This window comes from Pseudomonas sp. Z2-11, from assembly GCF_054161305.1.
This window is the reverse complement of sequence record NZ_CP096395.1, coordinates 1670120-1686811: the sequence shown is the minus strand read 5'-3', so window position 1 is coordinate 1686811 and position 16692 is coordinate 1670120. Positions and strand designations below refer to the sequence as shown.

13 protein-coding genes and 2 pseudogenes are annotated in these 16692 nt (G+C 63.1%); 4 read left to right on the top strand and 11 right to left on the bottom strand.

The features are described 5' to 3' along the window. Positions 1-407: 407 nt before the first annotated feature. Together M1E16_RS07570 and M1E16_RS07565 are read right to left on the bottom strand one after the other, a co-directional pair. Complete coding sequence (locus tag M1E16_RS07570) at positions 408-1805, bottom strand: aminotransferase-like domain-containing protein (RefSeq protein WP_458129558.1); 1398 nt, start codon at positions 1803-1805, stop codon at positions 408-410. Between the two features lie 209 nt (positions 1806-2014). Further along, positions 2015-2776, bottom strand: coding sequence for an SDR family oxidoreductase (locus tag M1E16_RS07565; protein ID WP_434625203.1), 762 nt, complete (start codon positions 2774-2776; stop codon positions 2015-2017). Between the two features lie 224 nt (positions 2777-3000). On the opposite strand from M1E16_RS07565, the gene M1E16_RS07560 reads away from it, so the two are divergent. Then, on the top strand, positions 3001-4005 hold the full coding sequence (locus M1E16_RS07560; protein WP_458129557.1) for an NADP-dependent oxidoreductase: 1005 nt from the start codon (positions 3001-3003) through the stop codon (positions 4003-4005). Positions 4006-4139: 134 nt separating this feature from the next. Here M1E16_RS07560 and pyrF read toward each other — a convergent pair whose 3' ends face one another. The 9 genes and pseudogenes from pyrF to M1E16_RS07515 all read right to left on the bottom strand — a co-directional run bounded on the left by pyrF (position 4140) and on the right by M1E16_RS07515 (position 11303). Beyond that, positions 4140-4838: an orotidine-5'-phosphate decarboxylase gene (gene pyrF, locus M1E16_RS07555; RefSeq protein ID WP_458129556.1), complete on the bottom strand. Its 699-nt coding sequence runs from the start codon at positions 4836-4838 to the stop codon at positions 4140-4142. A gap of 144 nt (positions 4839-4982) precedes the next feature. After that, complete coding sequence (locus M1E16_RS07550) at positions 4983-6026, bottom strand: AI-2E family transporter (protein ID WP_458129555.1); 1044 nt, start codon at positions 6024-6026, stop codon at positions 4983-4985. Positions 6027-6086: 60 nt separating this feature from the next. After that, complete coding sequence (locus tag M1E16_RS07545) at positions 6087-6893, bottom strand: DUF4892 domain-containing protein (RefSeq protein ID WP_458129554.1); 807 nt, start codon at positions 6891-6893, stop codon at positions 6087-6089. A 147-nt stretch (positions 6894-7040) separates the two neighbouring features. After that, entirely contained in the window at positions 7041-7892 is an 852-nt protein-coding gene (locus M1E16_RS07540) for an alpha/beta hydrolase (protein ID WP_434569391.1), read from the bottom strand. Beyond that, positions 7889-8684 (bottom strand): annotated as a pseudogene (locus M1E16_RS07535) (alpha/beta fold hydrolase). The gene M1E16_RS07540 and the pseudogene M1E16_RS07535 overlap by 4 nt, the downstream one beginning before the upstream one ends. Positions 8685-8959: 275 nt before the next feature. Then, positions 8960-9403, bottom strand: coding sequence for a hotdog fold thioesterase (locus M1E16_RS07530; protein ID WP_198798373.1), 444 nt, complete (start codon positions 9401-9403; stop codon positions 8960-8962). A gap of 47 nt (positions 9404-9450) precedes the next feature. Then, positions 9451-9903: a phosphohistidine phosphatase SixA gene (gene sixA / locus M1E16_RS07525; RefSeq protein ID WP_458129553.1), complete on the bottom strand. Its 453-nt coding sequence runs from the start codon at positions 9901-9903 to the stop codon at positions 9451-9453. Then, complete coding sequence (locus tag M1E16_RS07520) at positions 9900-10247, bottom strand: DUF4389 domain-containing protein (protein ID WP_434569395.1); 348 nt, start codon at positions 10245-10247, stop codon at positions 9900-9902. The genes sixA and M1E16_RS07520 overlap by 4 nt, the downstream gene beginning before the upstream one ends. A gap of 30 nt (positions 10248-10277) precedes the next feature. Next, positions 10278-11303, bottom strand: a complete 1026-nt coding sequence (locus tag M1E16_RS07515) for an NAD(P)H-dependent glycerol-3-phosphate dehydrogenase (RefSeq protein ID WP_434625219.1) — start codon at positions 11301-11303, stop codon at positions 10278-10280. Positions 11304-11467: 164 nt separating this feature from the next. Between M1E16_RS07515 and M1E16_RS07510 the strand changes: the two genes are divergently transcribed. The 3 genes and pseudogenes from M1E16_RS07510 (at position 11468) to M1E16_RS07500 (ending at position 16459) form a co-directional block, all read left to right on the top strand. Next, the gene (locus tag M1E16_RS07510) at positions 11468-13627 is read left to right on the top strand and encodes a TonB-dependent receptor plug domain-containing protein (RefSeq protein ID WP_434695523.1); all 2160 of its coding nucleotides are present in this window, start codon (positions 11468-11470) and stop codon (positions 13625-13627) included. Next, positions 13628-14561: pseudogene (locus M1E16_RS07505) on the top strand (ABC transporter substrate-binding protein). Then, positions 14558-16459 carry an ATP-binding protein gene (locus tag M1E16_RS07500; RefSeq protein WP_434569399.1) on the top strand — a complete coding sequence of 634 codons (1902 nt, stop codon included), beginning with the start codon at positions 14558-14560 and terminating at the stop codon, positions 16457-16459. The pseudogene M1E16_RS07505 and the gene M1E16_RS07500 overlap by 4 nt, the downstream one beginning before the upstream one ends. Positions 16460-16692 lie beyond the last annotated feature (233 nt).

Here is a 16692-nt window from a genome sequence, read left to right as displayed (position 1 = left end):
TTGCACCTTGAGCTCATTCGCCAGGGCAACCAATGCATCGACACCCTGGCGCAAGGCATCGGCCGTCTTGGGGTCGGAGCGCGAGGCGTATTCCTGCTCAAGTAACCGGACCTTGAGCAACCCGCTGTTAAGGGACGACATCTGTTTCAAACCATCGAAACGCTGACTGATGGTTTGCAGGGACCAGACACCGATGGCCGCCACCAACGCAGTGAGCAGCAACACCAGGAAAAACCCGATGCCCAGTTTTTTCGCCATACCGAGGTTGGCGAAACGTCCTTGCACGGCCGTAATCATTGCGCCCAGTCCTCTGCCAGTGTGTGTTGCTTGCAGATTCGCAACGAGACACCTCGCAACACAAGATGCCTGCGTCGGAATAATGGCAAAAAGCTACAGCCGCGTCGTTTTCAGGACACTTGAGGTCGATCCAGAGCCGTGGCATGGAAAAACGCCAACGCCTTGGGGTCTCGGGCATGGGCCACGTTGATCCGCAACCAGTCAGTGTCGGTGCCTGAAGGACTGAACGCCGTACGCGAGGACAGCTGGATGCCGGAGTACCTGGCCAGACGCTGCAACCTGCCGTAGTCGCAAATGGGCGGGCGCGCCCAAATGAACAGCCCCCCTGCCGGTTTGCCAAAAACTTCCCAGTCGGCCTCGTCGAGCAACTGCAACGTCATGGCCATATCGGCATTCAGCCGCTGCCGCTGGCGCTGGACCAGTTTTCGGTAGGCACCGTTGGCCAACAGATTGGTCAGTACCGCTTCAGAGAATCGCGACCCGCCCATGCTGGTTATTCCCTTGACCTCGCTCAATCGCGCGATAACGCAGGGCCCGGCCACCACGAAGCCGACTCGTAACGAACTGCTGAGGGTTTTCGAGAAACTGCCGAGGTAGATCACATCGGCATCCAGAGCGGCCAGGCGGACTCGCGTCGAACCCTGGAAATCGGCATAGACATCGTCCTCGATAACCAGCATGGCGTGCTCTTTCGCCAACTCAAGCAAACGCTGGGCTACAGCCAGGGAAAGATTGCTGCCGGTAGGGTTGTGGCAGGCACTGTTGATGAACAGGGCGTTGGGGCGATGCATCGCCAACAGACATTCGAGCGCAGCGATGTCCGGGCCGTGCGGTGTTCTCGGCAGTTCGATCATGTCGATCCTGTGCAGCCTGAGCAGGTCGAACAGCTTCGAATAACCCGGGCTTTCCACCACGACGCAGCTCCCTGGTTGCAGCAGTGTGCGCACGATCAGGTCCAGCCCGTGGCTTACCCCCGTCGTGGTCAGGATCAGGTTTTCATCGGCATCGATATCGAACTGTTTCAGGCGCCTGGACAATTGCTCGCGCAAGGCCGGCAGCCCCATCGGCGTGCTGTAGTCGAACAACCCCGCCATATCGGTGCGGGTAACCTGGCGGATCGCATAACCAAGGTCGTCGCTTTCACGCCAGCTCTCGGGCAACCCGCCGCCCCCCAGTTCCAGAGCCCCTGGCGAACCGTCCCCCAACCCCGCCTGCTGGCAAGGAATGCCCGGGGGCCAAAACTGATCGACCGGCTCATGCCATGCCAAAGGGCCTGAGGCGACCAGAAAACCTGAGCCATGACGAGAGGCCAGCAGCCCCTGGGTCACCAGCCGCTGGCAGGCTTCGTGGACACTCGCCTGGCTTAGCAGGTTTTCCCGCGCGAGCCGCCGGATCGATGGCAGGCGGGCCCCTGGCGGCACCACACCCTGGCGGATCCGGCTGGCCAGCGCGTCGACAATTTGCTGCACGACAGGCACCAGGGCCTGCCGGTCGATTCTCAACTCCATGAGTAACCAAGCTCCTAAGCGAATGTTTTACGTTCGAAAGAGTTAAGCACAGGGCCGAGTCGGACGATGTAAGCCAAAGACGTGAAAACGCCTGTTTCTCATCCTTTGAAATACATTGGTCGGTCAATCGAGCGCACCTGCCTCCGAAAAAAACGAAGCCCGCATCCAGTGCGGGCTTCGTCCTGCATGCAGGGTTGCAACCATGACGATCAGAACGCCGTGACCCCGCCGTCCACGGCCAGCGAATGCCCTGTAGTGAATGCCGCCCCGTCGCTGCACAGGTACAGCACCGCGCTGGCGATCTCCTCGACCTTGCCAATACGCCCCACGGGGTGCATCGCATTGGCGAACTCGCCTTTCTTCGGGTCCGCCTCGTAGGCGCGCCGGAACATATCGGTGTCGATGACCGCCGGGCAAACGGCGTTCACACGGATTTTCTTCTTGGCGTATTCGATGGCAGCCGACTTGGTCAGGCCGATCACCGCGTGCTTGGACGCTGCATAAATGCTCATTTTCGGCGCGGCCCCTAGCCCGGCCACCGAGGCCGTATTAACGATAGCGCCGCCCCCTTGGGCCAGCAGCAACGGCAATTGATACTTCATGCACAGCCAGACGCCTTTGACGTTGACCCCCATGATCGCGTCGAACTCGTCCAGCGTGCCATCGGCCAGCTTGCCCTTCTCGATCTCGATGCCGGCGTTGTTGAATGCGTAATCCAGGCGACCGTAAGCACTGATCACCTCGTCCATCAGACGTTGCACATCGCTTTCCACGGTCACGTCACAGCGCACGAACACCGCCTCGCCACCGGCATCGCGAATCAACTGCACCGTACCCTCGCCGCCCGCCATGTCCAGGTCCGCCGCGACCACTTTCAGACCTTGCGCCGCGAACGCCTGGGCGGTGGCGCGGCCAATGCCTGCCGCCGCGCCCGTCACCACGGCAACCTGTCCGGAAAACGTCATGCTCATCGTCAATGCCTCGAAGAATTACGGGAGCACTGAATATAGTCATCGTCCGCGCTACTACGGCAGCACTATGCAAATGCCGGTTGGATATCCATGGATGCCAGTGATAACAGCCCCGCCCGCATCATCACCGGGTTGGATCGACGTGCATTCGCTGTGTCGGCAAACCTTGCGGTCAACCCGCCGAGGGTCTATCAACAAGGCTTCATTCATCTTGAGTCCCAGCCATGACTGCTCAGATCAATCGCCAGTTCCTGCTCGCCAAACGCCCGGTAGGCGCCGCGACCCGCGAGACATTCACTTATCAACAAGTGCCGGTCGGCGAACCGGCAGCCGGTCAGATCCTGGTGAAGAACGAATACCTGTCTCTGGACCCGGCCATGCGTGGCTGGTTGAACGAGGGTAAGTCCTATATCCCGCCGGTCGGCATCGGTGAAGTCATGCGAGCCTTGGGCGTAGGCCAGGTGGTCGCGTCGAATAATCCGGGCTTTGCGGTCGGGGACTACGTCAACGGTGCATTGGGCGTGCAGGATTATTTTCTCGGCGAGCCACGAGGTTTCTACAAGGTAGATCCGAAACTGGCGCCGCTGCCGCGTTATTTGTCCGCGCTGGGCATGACCGGCATGACCGCCTATTTCGCCCTGCTGGATGTCGGCGCCCCCAAGGCCGGCGAAACCGTAGTGCTCTCGGGAGCCGCCGGGGCGGTGGGCAGCATCGCCGGGCAGATCGCCAAGATCAAAGGCTGCCGCGTGGTCGGCATTGCCGGCGGTGCCGATAAATGCCGGTTTCTCATTGATGAGCTGGGCTTTGACGGCGCCATCGACTACAAGAGCGAAGACGTCCACGCCGGCCTCAAGCGCGAATGCCCGAAAGGCGTGGATGTGTATTTCGACAACGTTGGCGGCGACATCCTCGATGCGGTGCTCAGCCGCCTGAACATGAAGGCCCGCGTGGTGATTTGCGGTGCGATCAGCCAATACAACAACAAGGAAGCGGTGAAAGGACCGGCCAACTACCTGTCGCTACTGGTCAATCGCGCACGCATGGAAGGCTTCGTGGTCATGGACTACGCCGCGCAATTCGCCGCCGCCGGGCAGGAAATGGCCGGCTGGATGGCCAAGGGGCAGCTCAAGAGCAAGGAAGACATCGTCGAAGGGCTGGAGACCTTCCCCGAGACGCTGACCAAGCTGTTCAGCGGGGAGAACTTCGGGAAGTTGGTGTTGAAGGTCTGACAGGAAGCAACTGTGGGAGCGAGCCTGCTCGCGAAGGGGCCGTGTCAGTCAATATCAGCTTGACTGACATACCGCTTTCGCGAGCAGGCTCGCTCCCACAGATGGGGTGAGCAGATTTGAACCATAGGTGGGCGTCAGGCCAGTTCGGCCACCACCGCCGCCAAGGCCTTGGCCGGATCGGCGGCCTGGCTGATCGGACGGCCGATCACCAGATAGTCAGAACCGGCATCCAGTGCCTGGCGCGGCGTCAGGATACGACGCTGGTCGTCCTGGGCGCTGCCCGCAGGACGAATCCCCGGGGTCACCAGTTGCAGCGACGGATGGGCAGTCTTCAGGGCGCCGGCTTCCAGGGCCGAACAGACCAGACCGTCCATGCCGGCCTTCTGCGCCAGCGCCGCCAGACGCAACACCTGCTCCTGGGGCTCGATGTCCAGGCCGATTCCCGCCAGGTCCTCACGCTCCATGCTGGTCAGCACGGTCACGCCGATCAGCAGCGGTTTCGGACCGTTGCGCTGGTCCAGCACTTCCCGGCAAGCCGCCATCATGCGCAGGCCACCGGAGCAGTGCACGTTGACCATCCACACACCCATCTCCGCAGCGGCCTTGACGGCCATGGCGGTGGTGTTGGGGATGTCGTGGAATTTCAGGTCGAGGAAGACCTCGAAGCCCTTGTCCCGCAGGGTACCGACGATTTCCGCAGCACAACTGGTGAACAGTTCCTTGCCGACTTTGACCCGGCAGAGCTTGGGGTCCAACTGGTCGGCCAGCTTCAGGGCGGCGTCACGGGTAGGGAAATCCAGGGCGACGATGATAGGCGTCTGGCAGGCGGACATGAGCGGGCTCTCAGGCAAGTCGAAATCGGCGCGCATTGTAGCGGAACCAACGCCTGTGCGGGACCCGATGATCGTAAATCGTCTCCGGTCCCGGCTTTGTTCTCCATCAACGGGCTGATTAACGCCCCACGCCACAGGTGACCTTCAGTCCTGACGCGCGTGGCTCTTACTCCAATCCGTCAGCAAGCTGTACGCCACCGCCAACAGCGTCGGACCGATGAACAGGCCGATGAAACCAAAGGCGATCAACCCGCCGAAAACCCCCAGCAGCACGATGACCAGCGGCAGGTTTCCGCCGCGGCTGATCAGGTAAGGCTTGAGCACGTTATCCACGCCGCTGATGATGAAGGTGCCCCATATACCGAGGAACACCGCCATCCCGTATTCGCCCTTCCACGCCAGCCAGGCCGTGGCGGGGATCCAGACCAGCGGCGGGCCCATGGGAATCAGGCTGAGCAGGAAAGTGACAATACCAAGCACCAGTGCTCCCGGCACGCCCGCGATCAGGAACCCGATCAGCGCGAGCACGGCCTGGGCCGCCGCGGTACCGATCACGCCGTTGACCACCCGCTGCACCGTACCGGCCACCAGGTCGACGTAGTACCCGGCACGGTCACCAATCAACCGCTCCAGCAAGCCTTGGACAAAGGCCGCCAGGCGCGGGCCGTCACGGTAGAAAAAGAACACGAACACGATGCTCAACGTCAGTTCGAGAATACCGCCGCCTACTTGCGCGCTACGGGCCAGCAACCAATTGCCGACCCTTCCGAGGTATGGCTTGATGGACACCATCATCGCCGCGCCCTGTTGGTCGATGCTGTCCCAGAGCGTCACCAGCCGCCCGCCTACCAGCGGCACACCAGCCAGCCATTCCGGCGCTGCGGGCAGGCCGTCGACCTGGACATCCCTGATGAACGCCGTGGCATCGCGCACATGATCGGCCAGGTTGAATCCCAGCCACACCAGCGGCACCGCCACGAGTAACATCCAGCCGACCGTCAGCAAAGCCGCGGCGAGGGATTCACGCCCGTTGACCCAGCGGGTCAGCAAGCGCATCAGCGGCCAGCTGGCGAAAGCCAGCACGGCGCCCCAGAACAGCGCCGACCAGAATGGCGCCATCACCCAGAGGCTTGCGCCGAACAACACCAACAGCAGGATCTGCACCAATAGCCGATCGTTATTGAGCATGAAAGGTCTCGAAAAATTAACGGGGCCGGTCAACGGCGTGGGGTGCATCCCTGAAACAGCTTATCGCAACAGTTCAAGGTGCAGACCCTTCGCGTCATCGCTGGCCGTCTCCATGCGCGCGGCCCGCACACCCTGGCCAATGAGGGCCTGGCGCCACACCTCGGCCTGCGGGCCGGCGATGCTGACCCGAAGGCCGGTGTCCAGGTTCAGCGCCCGGGAGAGCAAGCGCAGCCAGGCGTCGTCCGGCTCGCCGGCAAGACGCGGCAGATCCAGCACGCCGGTGTCCTTGAGCTGGCGCAGCAACGTCGCAGATGTCGGCAGCAGATCTCCCAGGGGAGCGTTCGCTTCGAACTGTTCGACGTGCAGGTAGGCCTTGCGGTTGCCGCGGGTGATGGCATACAGCGCGATCAGCGTGTTGTCCGCCGGCGGCGCCAGGCGCAACAGCAGATAGGCCTGGCCGCTGTCGGCACCATAGAGCTTGGCATTGCCAAACACCTGGTTGGCCCACAGGCTGCTCTCACCGCAATCACGCGCCTGGCACCAGAAAAGCAGCTCGGCGTCCTGCTTCTGCAGTGCTTCGCGAGCAGCGGTAAAAGCCTGGGTGGCGGTGTGCTCCGGCGGTAATTCATAGGTGACCGACGTGACGTTGCCACGGGCGTCGACCTGCCCATCGAAGCGCAGCTGGCCGCTGATCCTGCGGATCGAGCCCATCGGGTAGATACGCTCAAGGTCGCTGGTTTGCTTGTAATCGACGATTTGCGCGTCGGGCATTCGCGGCACGCGCGCCAGGTCCTGGCTGCCGGGCACATCGGCGGCCAGGGCGGCCGGACCGAAAGCGGCCAGCGCCAGCAGGGCGAATGAATACATGGATAGTTTCATCGGATCGACTGTGCCTGGACCCGCGCGACGCGAAGGCGTCTTTTAATGCTGATGCGCAGCAAGGCGAATGTACGGTTTTCTGTCATGGTTGGCTCCCTTTCCACCCGCCAAGCCTCGACAGTTGCCCGGCGCAAGTCAAGAAACGCTGAAGAACCGATTGAAACAGTCTGCTACAAGAGCCGCACCGACCTCATCGTTCAGGTGCAAATGATGACCGCCAGGCAACCGCTCATGACTGAAGGGTAGCCGTTCCAGCAACTCCGGATGCTGGGCCAGCATGCCGTCAGCTGCCACCACCAGGTGCGCTGGACAGGCGACTCGGGCCACGAACGCCATGGCCTGTTCATCGGTCAGGCGCAGTGGCGATGGCAAGGTCAGGCGGTTGTCGGTGCGCCAGGTATAGCCGCCCGACACTGGCATCAGACCGCGCTGGGCGAGCAACTCGGCGGCCTCGCGACTGACCGCCACCAGCCCTTTCATGCGCGCTTCGATGGCTCGGTCGAGGGTTGTGTAGACCGGCTTGCGCTTTTCCTGCAAATCCAGCTGCGCCTGCAGGGCCATGCCCATCCGCTCCGCCGCATTGTCGCCCTTGGCCGTAGGCGGAATCACGCCGTCGATCAGGCCCAGGTGCGTGATCCGCTCCGGCAGGGAGCCGGCCAGCACCAGCGAAACGATGGCGCCCATCGAGTGCCCCAACAGCGCGAAACGTTTCAAACCCAATTGCTCGGCCACTTGCAGCACATCATGGGCGTAGTCCCACAGGGCGTAACCGGCCCCGGGCGGGCGGTGTCCGGAATGACCGTGGCCGGCCATGTCCAGGGCAATCACCCGCACACCCTCCAGCCGTGGGGCGAGCCGGGCGAAGCTGTTGGCGTTGTCCAGCCAGCCATGCAGCGCGATCACCGGCCGGCCATCCTCCGGTCCGAAGAGGTGGGCGGCGAGTTCGATATGGGGCAAGCTCAGGCGAACCTCTTCGACGGCGTTCATGCGTCAGGCCCTTGCCAGCGCTGAAGCAGGTCCTTGAGCAGGTTCGCCGTGTCCTGGGGATATTCGAGGGGAAACATGTGGCCACCGGGCATGGTCAGGGATTCACCCTGCGGCATGCGCCCCACCACACGCGTGTGATGACGCATCACCACGCGACTCTGCCGGCCCCGCACTACCGCCAGCGGAACCTGGAGTGTTCCAGCCCTCGCGGGGCGGGTATGGGGCACGCCACGGTAGATGCTGATCTCCGTGGCCGGGTCGAAGCGCAGCCGCAACCGGTCACCGACGGCTTGCAAGCCATGTTGCAGATAAGCTTCAAAGCATTCCGGGTCGAAACCGCGAAACAGCGTTTTTTCCGGCAAAATAGGCCCGCGCCGACGCCAGGTCGCTGAATTCCTCGCGCCGTCCCAGGGTCCGCCCGGCCGGGGTCAGGCGATCAATGAACCCCATGCGCTTGGCGGCCAGGATCAGCCATCGGTCGGCGCGGGTCAGCACCGGGGAATCGAGCATGACCACGCCGCGATACAACCGAGGGCAACGCAACGCCGCGTGCAAGTGCAACACACCGCCCAGGGAATGCCCGACGCCCCACACCGGTTCCGGTTGCTGCTCCAGGTGATGAATCAGCTCGTCCACCAGGTTGTTCCAGTTGTCGTCCACCGGAAACCGTGGGTCGTGACCGTGCAGTTCGAGGTGCGCGACCTCATATTGCGGCGCCAGCGCGGCGAACAGCTTGCCGTAGGTGGCCGAGGGGAAACCATTGGCGTGGGCGAAAAACACCTGTTGCGACATGTTGGCCGATCCGTTGCGAGAACTGCCACCGATTGTCCGCAGAACCCGATAGCCCGGCAATGACCGTAACTGACAGGAATGATGACAGTCGGGGTTGGGATATGGCGCCCTGCCCCGCTGCACCCGTGGCGAGGGAGCTTGCTCCCGCTGGCCTGCGCAGCAGGCCCGAAGCCAGGCGACGCGGTATGTCAGGCTGCGCGAGTCAATTGACCGGGGGCCGCTTTGCGGCCCAGCGGGAGCAAGCTCCCTCGCCACGAAGACGTCCCCGTAGGCAATCAACGCGCCGGCGGCTGCTCGCCCAGCGGCACCACCGCCATGGTCAGGCGCGATACACAGTTGACCTTGCCGTCATCGTTGACCAGGCGGATGTCCCAGACCTGCGTGGTGCGGCCCAGGTGAACCGAGCGCGCCGTCGCGGTGACCCGCCCGCTGCGCACGCCGCGCAGGTGGTTGGCGTTGATTTCCAGGCCGACGCAATAGAACTTGCTGGTGTCCACGCACAGGTAGGCGGCCATGGACCCGACCGTTTCGGCCAGCACCACCGACGCGCCGCCGTGCAGCAACCCGAACGGTTGGTGGGTACGGTGATCCACCACCATGCTCGCGGTCAGGGATTCGTCATCGAAGGATTCGAAACGGATGTCCAGCACTTCGCTGATGGTATTTTTACCGGCGGCGTTCAGTTGTTCGATATTGGGGGTGGTGCGCCAAAGACTCATCGTGCCCTTCCTTCGTGATTTTTTGTTGCCCGCCCGGAAGCGGTTTCTCAGGGATGCCTGAGGCTCTTGAGGTTCATCGAGCCGGCCAACGGCAGGTCGCCTTCCAGCTCTGCCAGACCAGCCGTTTGCACCTGTTCAGGTTGCTGCAGGTGGCCGTGCTGCAACAAGCCCAACAGGCTGCCCACCAGCGGGTTGTGGCTGACCAGCAGCACGTCGTCCTGGTCCTCCAGATGTTTCAACACATCGGCCGGCCGGGTCTCCGGGGTGAGCCAGTCGACCGTGATCAACTCAGGCTCGAACCCCAGGGCTTCACGCACCAGTTGCGCGGTTTGCTGAGCACGCACGTAGGGACTGGCATAAATGGCCCGCAACGGCTCAGTCACCAACTGCCCGGCGCTGCGCAGCACCTCTTCACGGCCATGGACCGTCAATACCCGCTCAGGGTCCGGACGCGCCCCGTGCGGCTCTGCTTCACCGTGACGCAATACCCACAGCTTCATAGTTTCGGCTCCTCGTCACGGACCGGGTGCGGCGCTGGCGCCACGGTGTGAGGCGCTTCGCCTTCCGGCGTCCGCGGGGTCGGCCAGTCAGCGAAGGGCCAGGGTTTCTGGTCGCTGTGGAAAGTGCCGAAGCGGCCGATCTGCGCGAGAAACTGGCTCAGGCTGTCGCCAAAATTCATCAGGCTGGCGCTGGGTGCGCCGTAGATCAGTCGATAAACCAATTGCACCAGCACCACGGCGCCGAGGATGAATTGCGCCACCTGCCAGACCAGCAGGTAGATCACCATCCACAGCACACGCAGCAGGATGGATTCGTATTGTGGCTGCCCTTTCGGATCGTTCATGGTTCGCTCCTGCTTGCGGTCGATACGGAATCAGTTGAAACCGCTGGTGGAAATGAAATCGACATCGGTCTTCGGTTCGCCACGCATCAACAGTTCGATGACCTGCTCCAGCGTGCGCCCTTCAAACAGAATGGCGTGCAATCCCGCGACCAGCGGCATATACACCCCGGTCTCCTGGGACTTGGCCTTGAGGACCTTGAGGGTATTGACCCCTTCCGCCACTTCACCCAGGCGCGACACGGCCTCGTCCAGGCTCAGGCCCTGGCCGAGGGCGAAGCCGACCTGGTAGTTGCGACTCTTGGGCGAAGAGCAGGTGACAATCAGGTCGCCCACCCCAGCCAGCCCGAGGAATGTCATCGGGTTGGCTCCCTGGCTGACGGCAAAACGGGTCATCTCCGCCAGCGCCCGGGTGATGAGCATGCTCTTGGTGTTTTCGCCCATGCCCAGCGCGACCGCCATGCCGGCGATGATCGCGTAGACGTTCTTCAGCGCCCCGCCCAGCTCCACGCCGAAACGATCGGCGCTGGCATAGACCCGGAAGGTTCGGCCATGAAGGGCGGCCTGGACCCGCTGGCAAAGCTCCTCGTCTTCACTGGCGACCACGGTGGCAGTCAGCGCATGCTCGGCGATTTCCCGCGCCAGGTTCGGCCCGGAAATCACGCCGATGCGCGCCTTGGGGGCGATTTCCTCAAGAATCTCGCTCATCAGCTTGAAGGTCTGCGCCTCGATGCCTTTGGTCAGGCTCACCAGCAACTTGCCGCTCAGGCGTTCGGCGTGGGACGCCAGCACCGAGCGCAGGGCGCTGGAAGGCAAGGCAACGAAGAACAGATCGCTGCCCTCGAGCGTGGCCTGCAAATCGGTGACCGGCTCCACTTCAGGGCGAACCTTGATGCCTTTGAGGTAACGCGGATTCTCCCGGTTGAGCCGGATGGCCTCGGCCTGCTCCGGGTCACGCATCCACTGGCGCACCGCGTGGCCGTTCTCCGCCAGCAGGTTAGCCACGGCGGTGCCGAAACTCCCGCCTCCCAGGACCGCGATCGGGCGCTGTTCAGTCATATGCAATCCGCTCTTCCATACCAAGTGGCAATGCCCGGCATTATACGGAGCAGCCGAACCGCGACCAGCCCCGTCAGCAATTACCGATGGCAGTAGCAAGCTGACAATCAATTGCGAGGAAAATGCTGCCAACGTGAATGGAAAAGTCGCACGGCTCGGTTAACATGCCCGCCATCCCTCCTTCAATCAAAGGCTGTGCCGTGTTCGTTGGCCCTTCCCGTCCAGGTTCATCACTGCTGTTGGCGCTGGTCATCAGCCCCTCCGTGGTGGCCGATGATCTGTTCGTGGACAACCAGCCCCTGCCCCAGGTACTTACCGCCACGCGCCTGAAACAGTCGCCGGCGGCGGTGCCGGGCAGCATGACCGTGCTTGACAGCGAGTTGATCAAGGCCAGCGGTGCCCGGGACATCAGCGAACTGTTGCGCCTGGTGCCGGGCATGATGGTCGGCAACCTCAGCGGCAACCAGGCCACGGTGAACTACCACGGCACCAACGCCAGCGAAGCGCGACGCATGCAAGTGCTGATCGACGGCCGCTCGGTGTACCGCGCCGGCCTCGCCACGGTGGACTGGAGTGACATTCCGGTCGCCATGGAAGACATCGACCGGATCGAAGTCTTCCGCGGCCCCAACACCGTCAGCTACGGCGCCAACGCGCTGATGGCAGTCGTCAATATCATCACCCGCGCCCCGGCAGGTAGCCACGGCACCCGGTTGAAAATGACCCGGGGCCAGCGTGGCATCAGCGACTGGTACGCCAGCCAGGGCAGCGGTTGGGAAAATGGCGATATGCGCCTGTCCTTGTCCGGCCAGGAAGACGACGGTTTCGACAGTGACCGCAACGGCGCGGACTACCGCGACAGTCGGCGCCTGAACCGCATCAACCTCTCCGTCAGCCAGGCCCTGGACGAATGGCAGAGCATCGATTGGCAACTGAGCGCCAAGGAGGGCAGCAACCAGCGGCCCTATACCTATCGCCCGGTTTTCGCCGGGATAACCGCGGCCGGGGACAACTCCGATGTCATCGCCAAGGACTACGCCGGTTCGTTGCGCTGGAACCTCGACCTGGACCCCAACCACAGTCTTTATGTACAAGGCTCGATCCAGCATTGGGATCGCCAGCAGACCTGGCGCGCCTGCGATGCCGAGGTGTCCTTCAGCCCGCAACTGACCGACCTCTGGCAGCTCAACCCGAATTACGCCGAGAAGCTGGCGCGCAATATTCCAAGCTTCCTTGGCACAGGGGCACCTGCCGGCACGGCGCAGGAACAGGCGCTGGCCAACCAGGTGATCGATCAATGGCGCAACGGTGCCTCGCGAACCCTGTGCGGAGACATCGACCAGAGCGCCCGGGAGTCACGTTACGACCTGGAAATCCAGGACACCCTGAGCCTGTCCGATAGCCTGCGCCTGGTCACCGGGGCGAATTATCGCTACGACCGGGCCGACTCCGAGACGTACTTCAACGGCACGCTGGACGACACCACCTGGCGTCTGTTCGGCCAACTCGAATGGCGCGCCAGCGAGCATTGGCTGCTGCAGGGTGGGGCGATGTTCGAAGACACCCGCCTGACCGGCAGCTCACTGACCCCGCGAGTCGCGGTCAATTACCTGATCAACCCGCGACACGGGCTTCGGGCGGTGTACTCCGAAGCGGTGCGCTCGCCAGACATGTTCGAGAACAACGTCAACTGGAGCTACCAGGTCACCAACCTGCGGCCCGCCGCGTTCGGCCAGGACAGCGCGCGCTATTTCGTCCGCACGCGCGGCCCGGGGAACCTCGAGCAGGAGCACATGCGCTCGCGAGAGCTGGGCTACAACGGTTATTTCATGGACCTGGGCCTGACGGTGGATGTGAAGCTGTTCCATGACGAAATCACCGGCATGATCAGCGAACCGCTGCGCAACAACCAGTACATCGCCAGCAATGCCAACGACTCGCAGTTCGACGGTGCCGAGACCCAGCTCGACTGGCGCCTGACCAGCGCCGATCGCCTGCGCCTGACCTATGCCTACGTCGATGCCCAGGCCAGCAATCCTCTCGACGAACAACTGACCGCCCGCAACAGCGGCTCGGCCGGATGGCTGCACGACTGGGGCCAGGGCTGGAACAGCGCGGTTTTCTATTACGGGGCCGACGATCTCAATGGCTACCGCTACGAGCGGGTCGATACCCGCGTCGCCAGGCGGATCCCCCTGGGCAAGGCCAGCCTGGAGCTGGCGGGTATCGTGCAGCAGCGCCTCGATAACCAGCCGACCACGTTCGCCGACAATCGCTACGACGCCCGTCACGTCCTGTATTTCAGCGCGGAGCTGTCGTTCTAGATGTCTGCGGACCAACCGCGCAAGACGCCCCTCCGCGGCCGCCTGCCGCTACTCCTGTGCCTGGCGTTTGTCAGTCTGCTGACGACCCTCGATGCCCGGGCCGCCGAGATTCTCTTGACCGGCGCCCAGGATAGCCCCGGCGTGCAATCGTTCGCCCAGGCCCTGCAAGCCCGACGCCCGCAAGACAACGTGCGGTTCGCGCCATTGGCCAGCCTGCCGTCGCCGGACCGTCTGCCCGGCGATGTGCGCCTGGTCCTGCTTGATCCGCCAAGCCTCGACTGGCGCCTGCAAAAAAAACCACGGCCCGGCCACGCTGGTCCTGCGCATCAGTCGCTTGCAGGCATACGAACGCCTGGGCGAGGCAACGCCTGAGCGTCTGAGCCTGCTGTGGAGCGATCCGCCCATGGCGCGGCAACTGCAACTGATCCGCAGGGTGCTGCCGCAAGTGCGGCGGGTCGGCGTGCTGTTCGACCGGCACAGCGAATTCCTGCTCAAGGACATCCAGCAGGCAGCCAGGCCGCTGGGCCTGGAAATCGTCAGCGAACGCTGGGACGACAGCAGTGACAACCGTCCCTTGCAGAACCTGCTGGGCCGCAGCGACGTACTGCTGGGCCTCGATGACCCCGACCTCTACAACCCCAAGACCGTGAAGAATCTGCTGCTCAGCAGCTACGCCCGGCAACGCGCGCTGATCGGGCCAAGCGCCGCTTTTGTCAGGGCCGGCAGCCTGGCCAGCACCTACAGCGACCAGGACGACTGGCTGGCGATCCTCGACGAATTGCTCGACCGTCCCACCGCCAGCTGGCCGCGCACGCTGTATCCGGTCCGTTTCAAAGTCATGAGTAACCAGCAGGTCGCCCGCTCGCTGGGCATTGAACCGATTGATGCCGAAGCCGTCGCTGCGCAGTTGGCAGAAGGAGAACACCGCCCATGACCTTGCGTCGACGTTGGGATATCAATACCCGCACCCAGCTCATTGCCCTCGGCCCGGCATTGTTGCTGACCGTGCTGTTGATCAGCTTCTTTACCTTCGTGCGAATCCAGGACTTGCGCCAGGAGCTCAACCACACCGGGCAACTGATCGCCAACCAGCTGGCTCCGGCTGCGGAATACGGGGTGATTTCCGGTAACAACGAGGTGCTGGAAAGTTTGCTCACCGCCACCCTGGCCACCCCTCATGTACGCTTCCTGGAAGTCCAGGACCGCACGGAGCGGATCCTCGTGTACGTCGAGCAACCGGCGCAGACGCGCAACCACTCGCGGCAGGTGGAGGTGTTCCAGGCTCCGGTTCGCCTGCAACGCATTGCGCTGAACAATGACTTCCTGCAAGGCACCAGCCCGTCCACCGAGGCGCCCGGCGAAGACTACCTGGGCCGCGTGATCGTCGGCATGTCCAGTGATGCCTTCAGCGAGCGCCAGCAGGAGATCCTGCTCAAGGCCGCGATCCTGGCGTTGTTCGCCCTGCTCTTTACCTTCCTGGTGGCGCGCCGACTGGCCGCCAGCCTGTCACAGCCGATCCGCGACATCGGCAATGCGGTCAAGGCGATCCAGCAAGGCGACTACAGCACCCCGCTGCCGATCGTCGACGACGGCGAACTGGGCGCTCTGTCGCGGCACATCAACAATCTGGCCGACGGCCTCGAACAGGCCAGCCGCGAACAGCAGCAAGCCATGGCGCAGTTGATCCAGACCCGCGAGGAAGCGGAGAAGGCCAACAGCGCCAAATCGGAATTCCTGGCCATGATGAGCCATGAACTGCGCACGCCCATGAATGGCGTCCTGGGCATGTTGCAGTTGCTGGAAACCACCCAGATGACCGACGAGCAGCACGAGTACACCGCGCTGGCTTCGGAATCCACCGAGCACCTGCTGAAGGTGATCAACGACATTCTCGACTTCTCGCGCATCGAACGTTCGGCCCTGGAACTGGAACATATCGCTTTCAACCTGGCGGAACTGGTCGGCAGCTGCGCCCAGTCGTTCCAGCACAGCGCCGCGCAACGCAAGCTGGGCCTGGACCTGCTGATCCCCGACGACATGCGGGCCCTGCAAGTGCAAGGCGACCCGACGCGGATCCGCCAGATCCTGGTCAACCTGATCGGCAACGCACTGAAGTTCACCGACCAGGGGCGCGTCACCGTGCAATGCCAGTGGCAGGCGCTGGATCATGAACTGCTGTGGTTCACCTGCACGGTACGCGACAGCGGGATCGGCATCCCGGCCGACAGCCTGGAGCGCATGTTCGATGCGTTCCAGCAGGCCGACAGTTCGATTTCCCGGCGCTATGGCGGCACGGGCCTGGGCCTGCCGATCGCGCGTACCCTGGCCGAACGCATGGGCGGCACACTGCGGGCCCAGAGCGTGGAAGGCCAAGGTTCGGTGTTCACCCTGGAAATCCCGCTCGCGCTGTCGCGGCAGTCTCCACCGACCCTGGCCCCGCGCGCGCCCGGTGGCGGCAATGATGGCGAGGGCCGCAATGTGTTGCTGGTGGAAGACAATCCGGTCAACCAGACCGTGATCGAAGCCATGCTGCGCAGCCTGGGCTTCACGGTCAGCGTCGCCACCGATGGCGCCCAGGCCGTGCGCAGCGCCGAAAGCCTGATTTTCGAAGTGATCCTGATGGACTGCCGGCTTCCGGTGATCGACGGCTACGAAGCCACGCGACAGATCCGTCAGTTGCCGGGCTGTGCCGAGGTGCCAATCATCGCCCTGACGGCCAACGCGTTGCAGGGCGACCGTGAAGCCTGCCTGGCCGCAGGCATGAACGATTACCTGGCCAAGCCATTCAAAAGAATTGACCTGCAGCAGATTTTGCAGCGCTGGGTACGTTGATCCGGGGCCCCGGACCATCTGTGACTGGCGTGAAAGGCGAAAGTGCGGCAGTCTTAAGCACCCGGACAAGTCTCGATCGGGAAACGAATAACAATTTCAGTGCACAGGTGTACATTCATTTTCCCGTGTGCTGTGACTTTCACTACAACGCAATAGTCTATGAGTAGGCTGCCGACTCGAGGCATGAACGCTTCGATCGGCCGGGAAGATTTGCCCCACCCTGCCGCATGGGA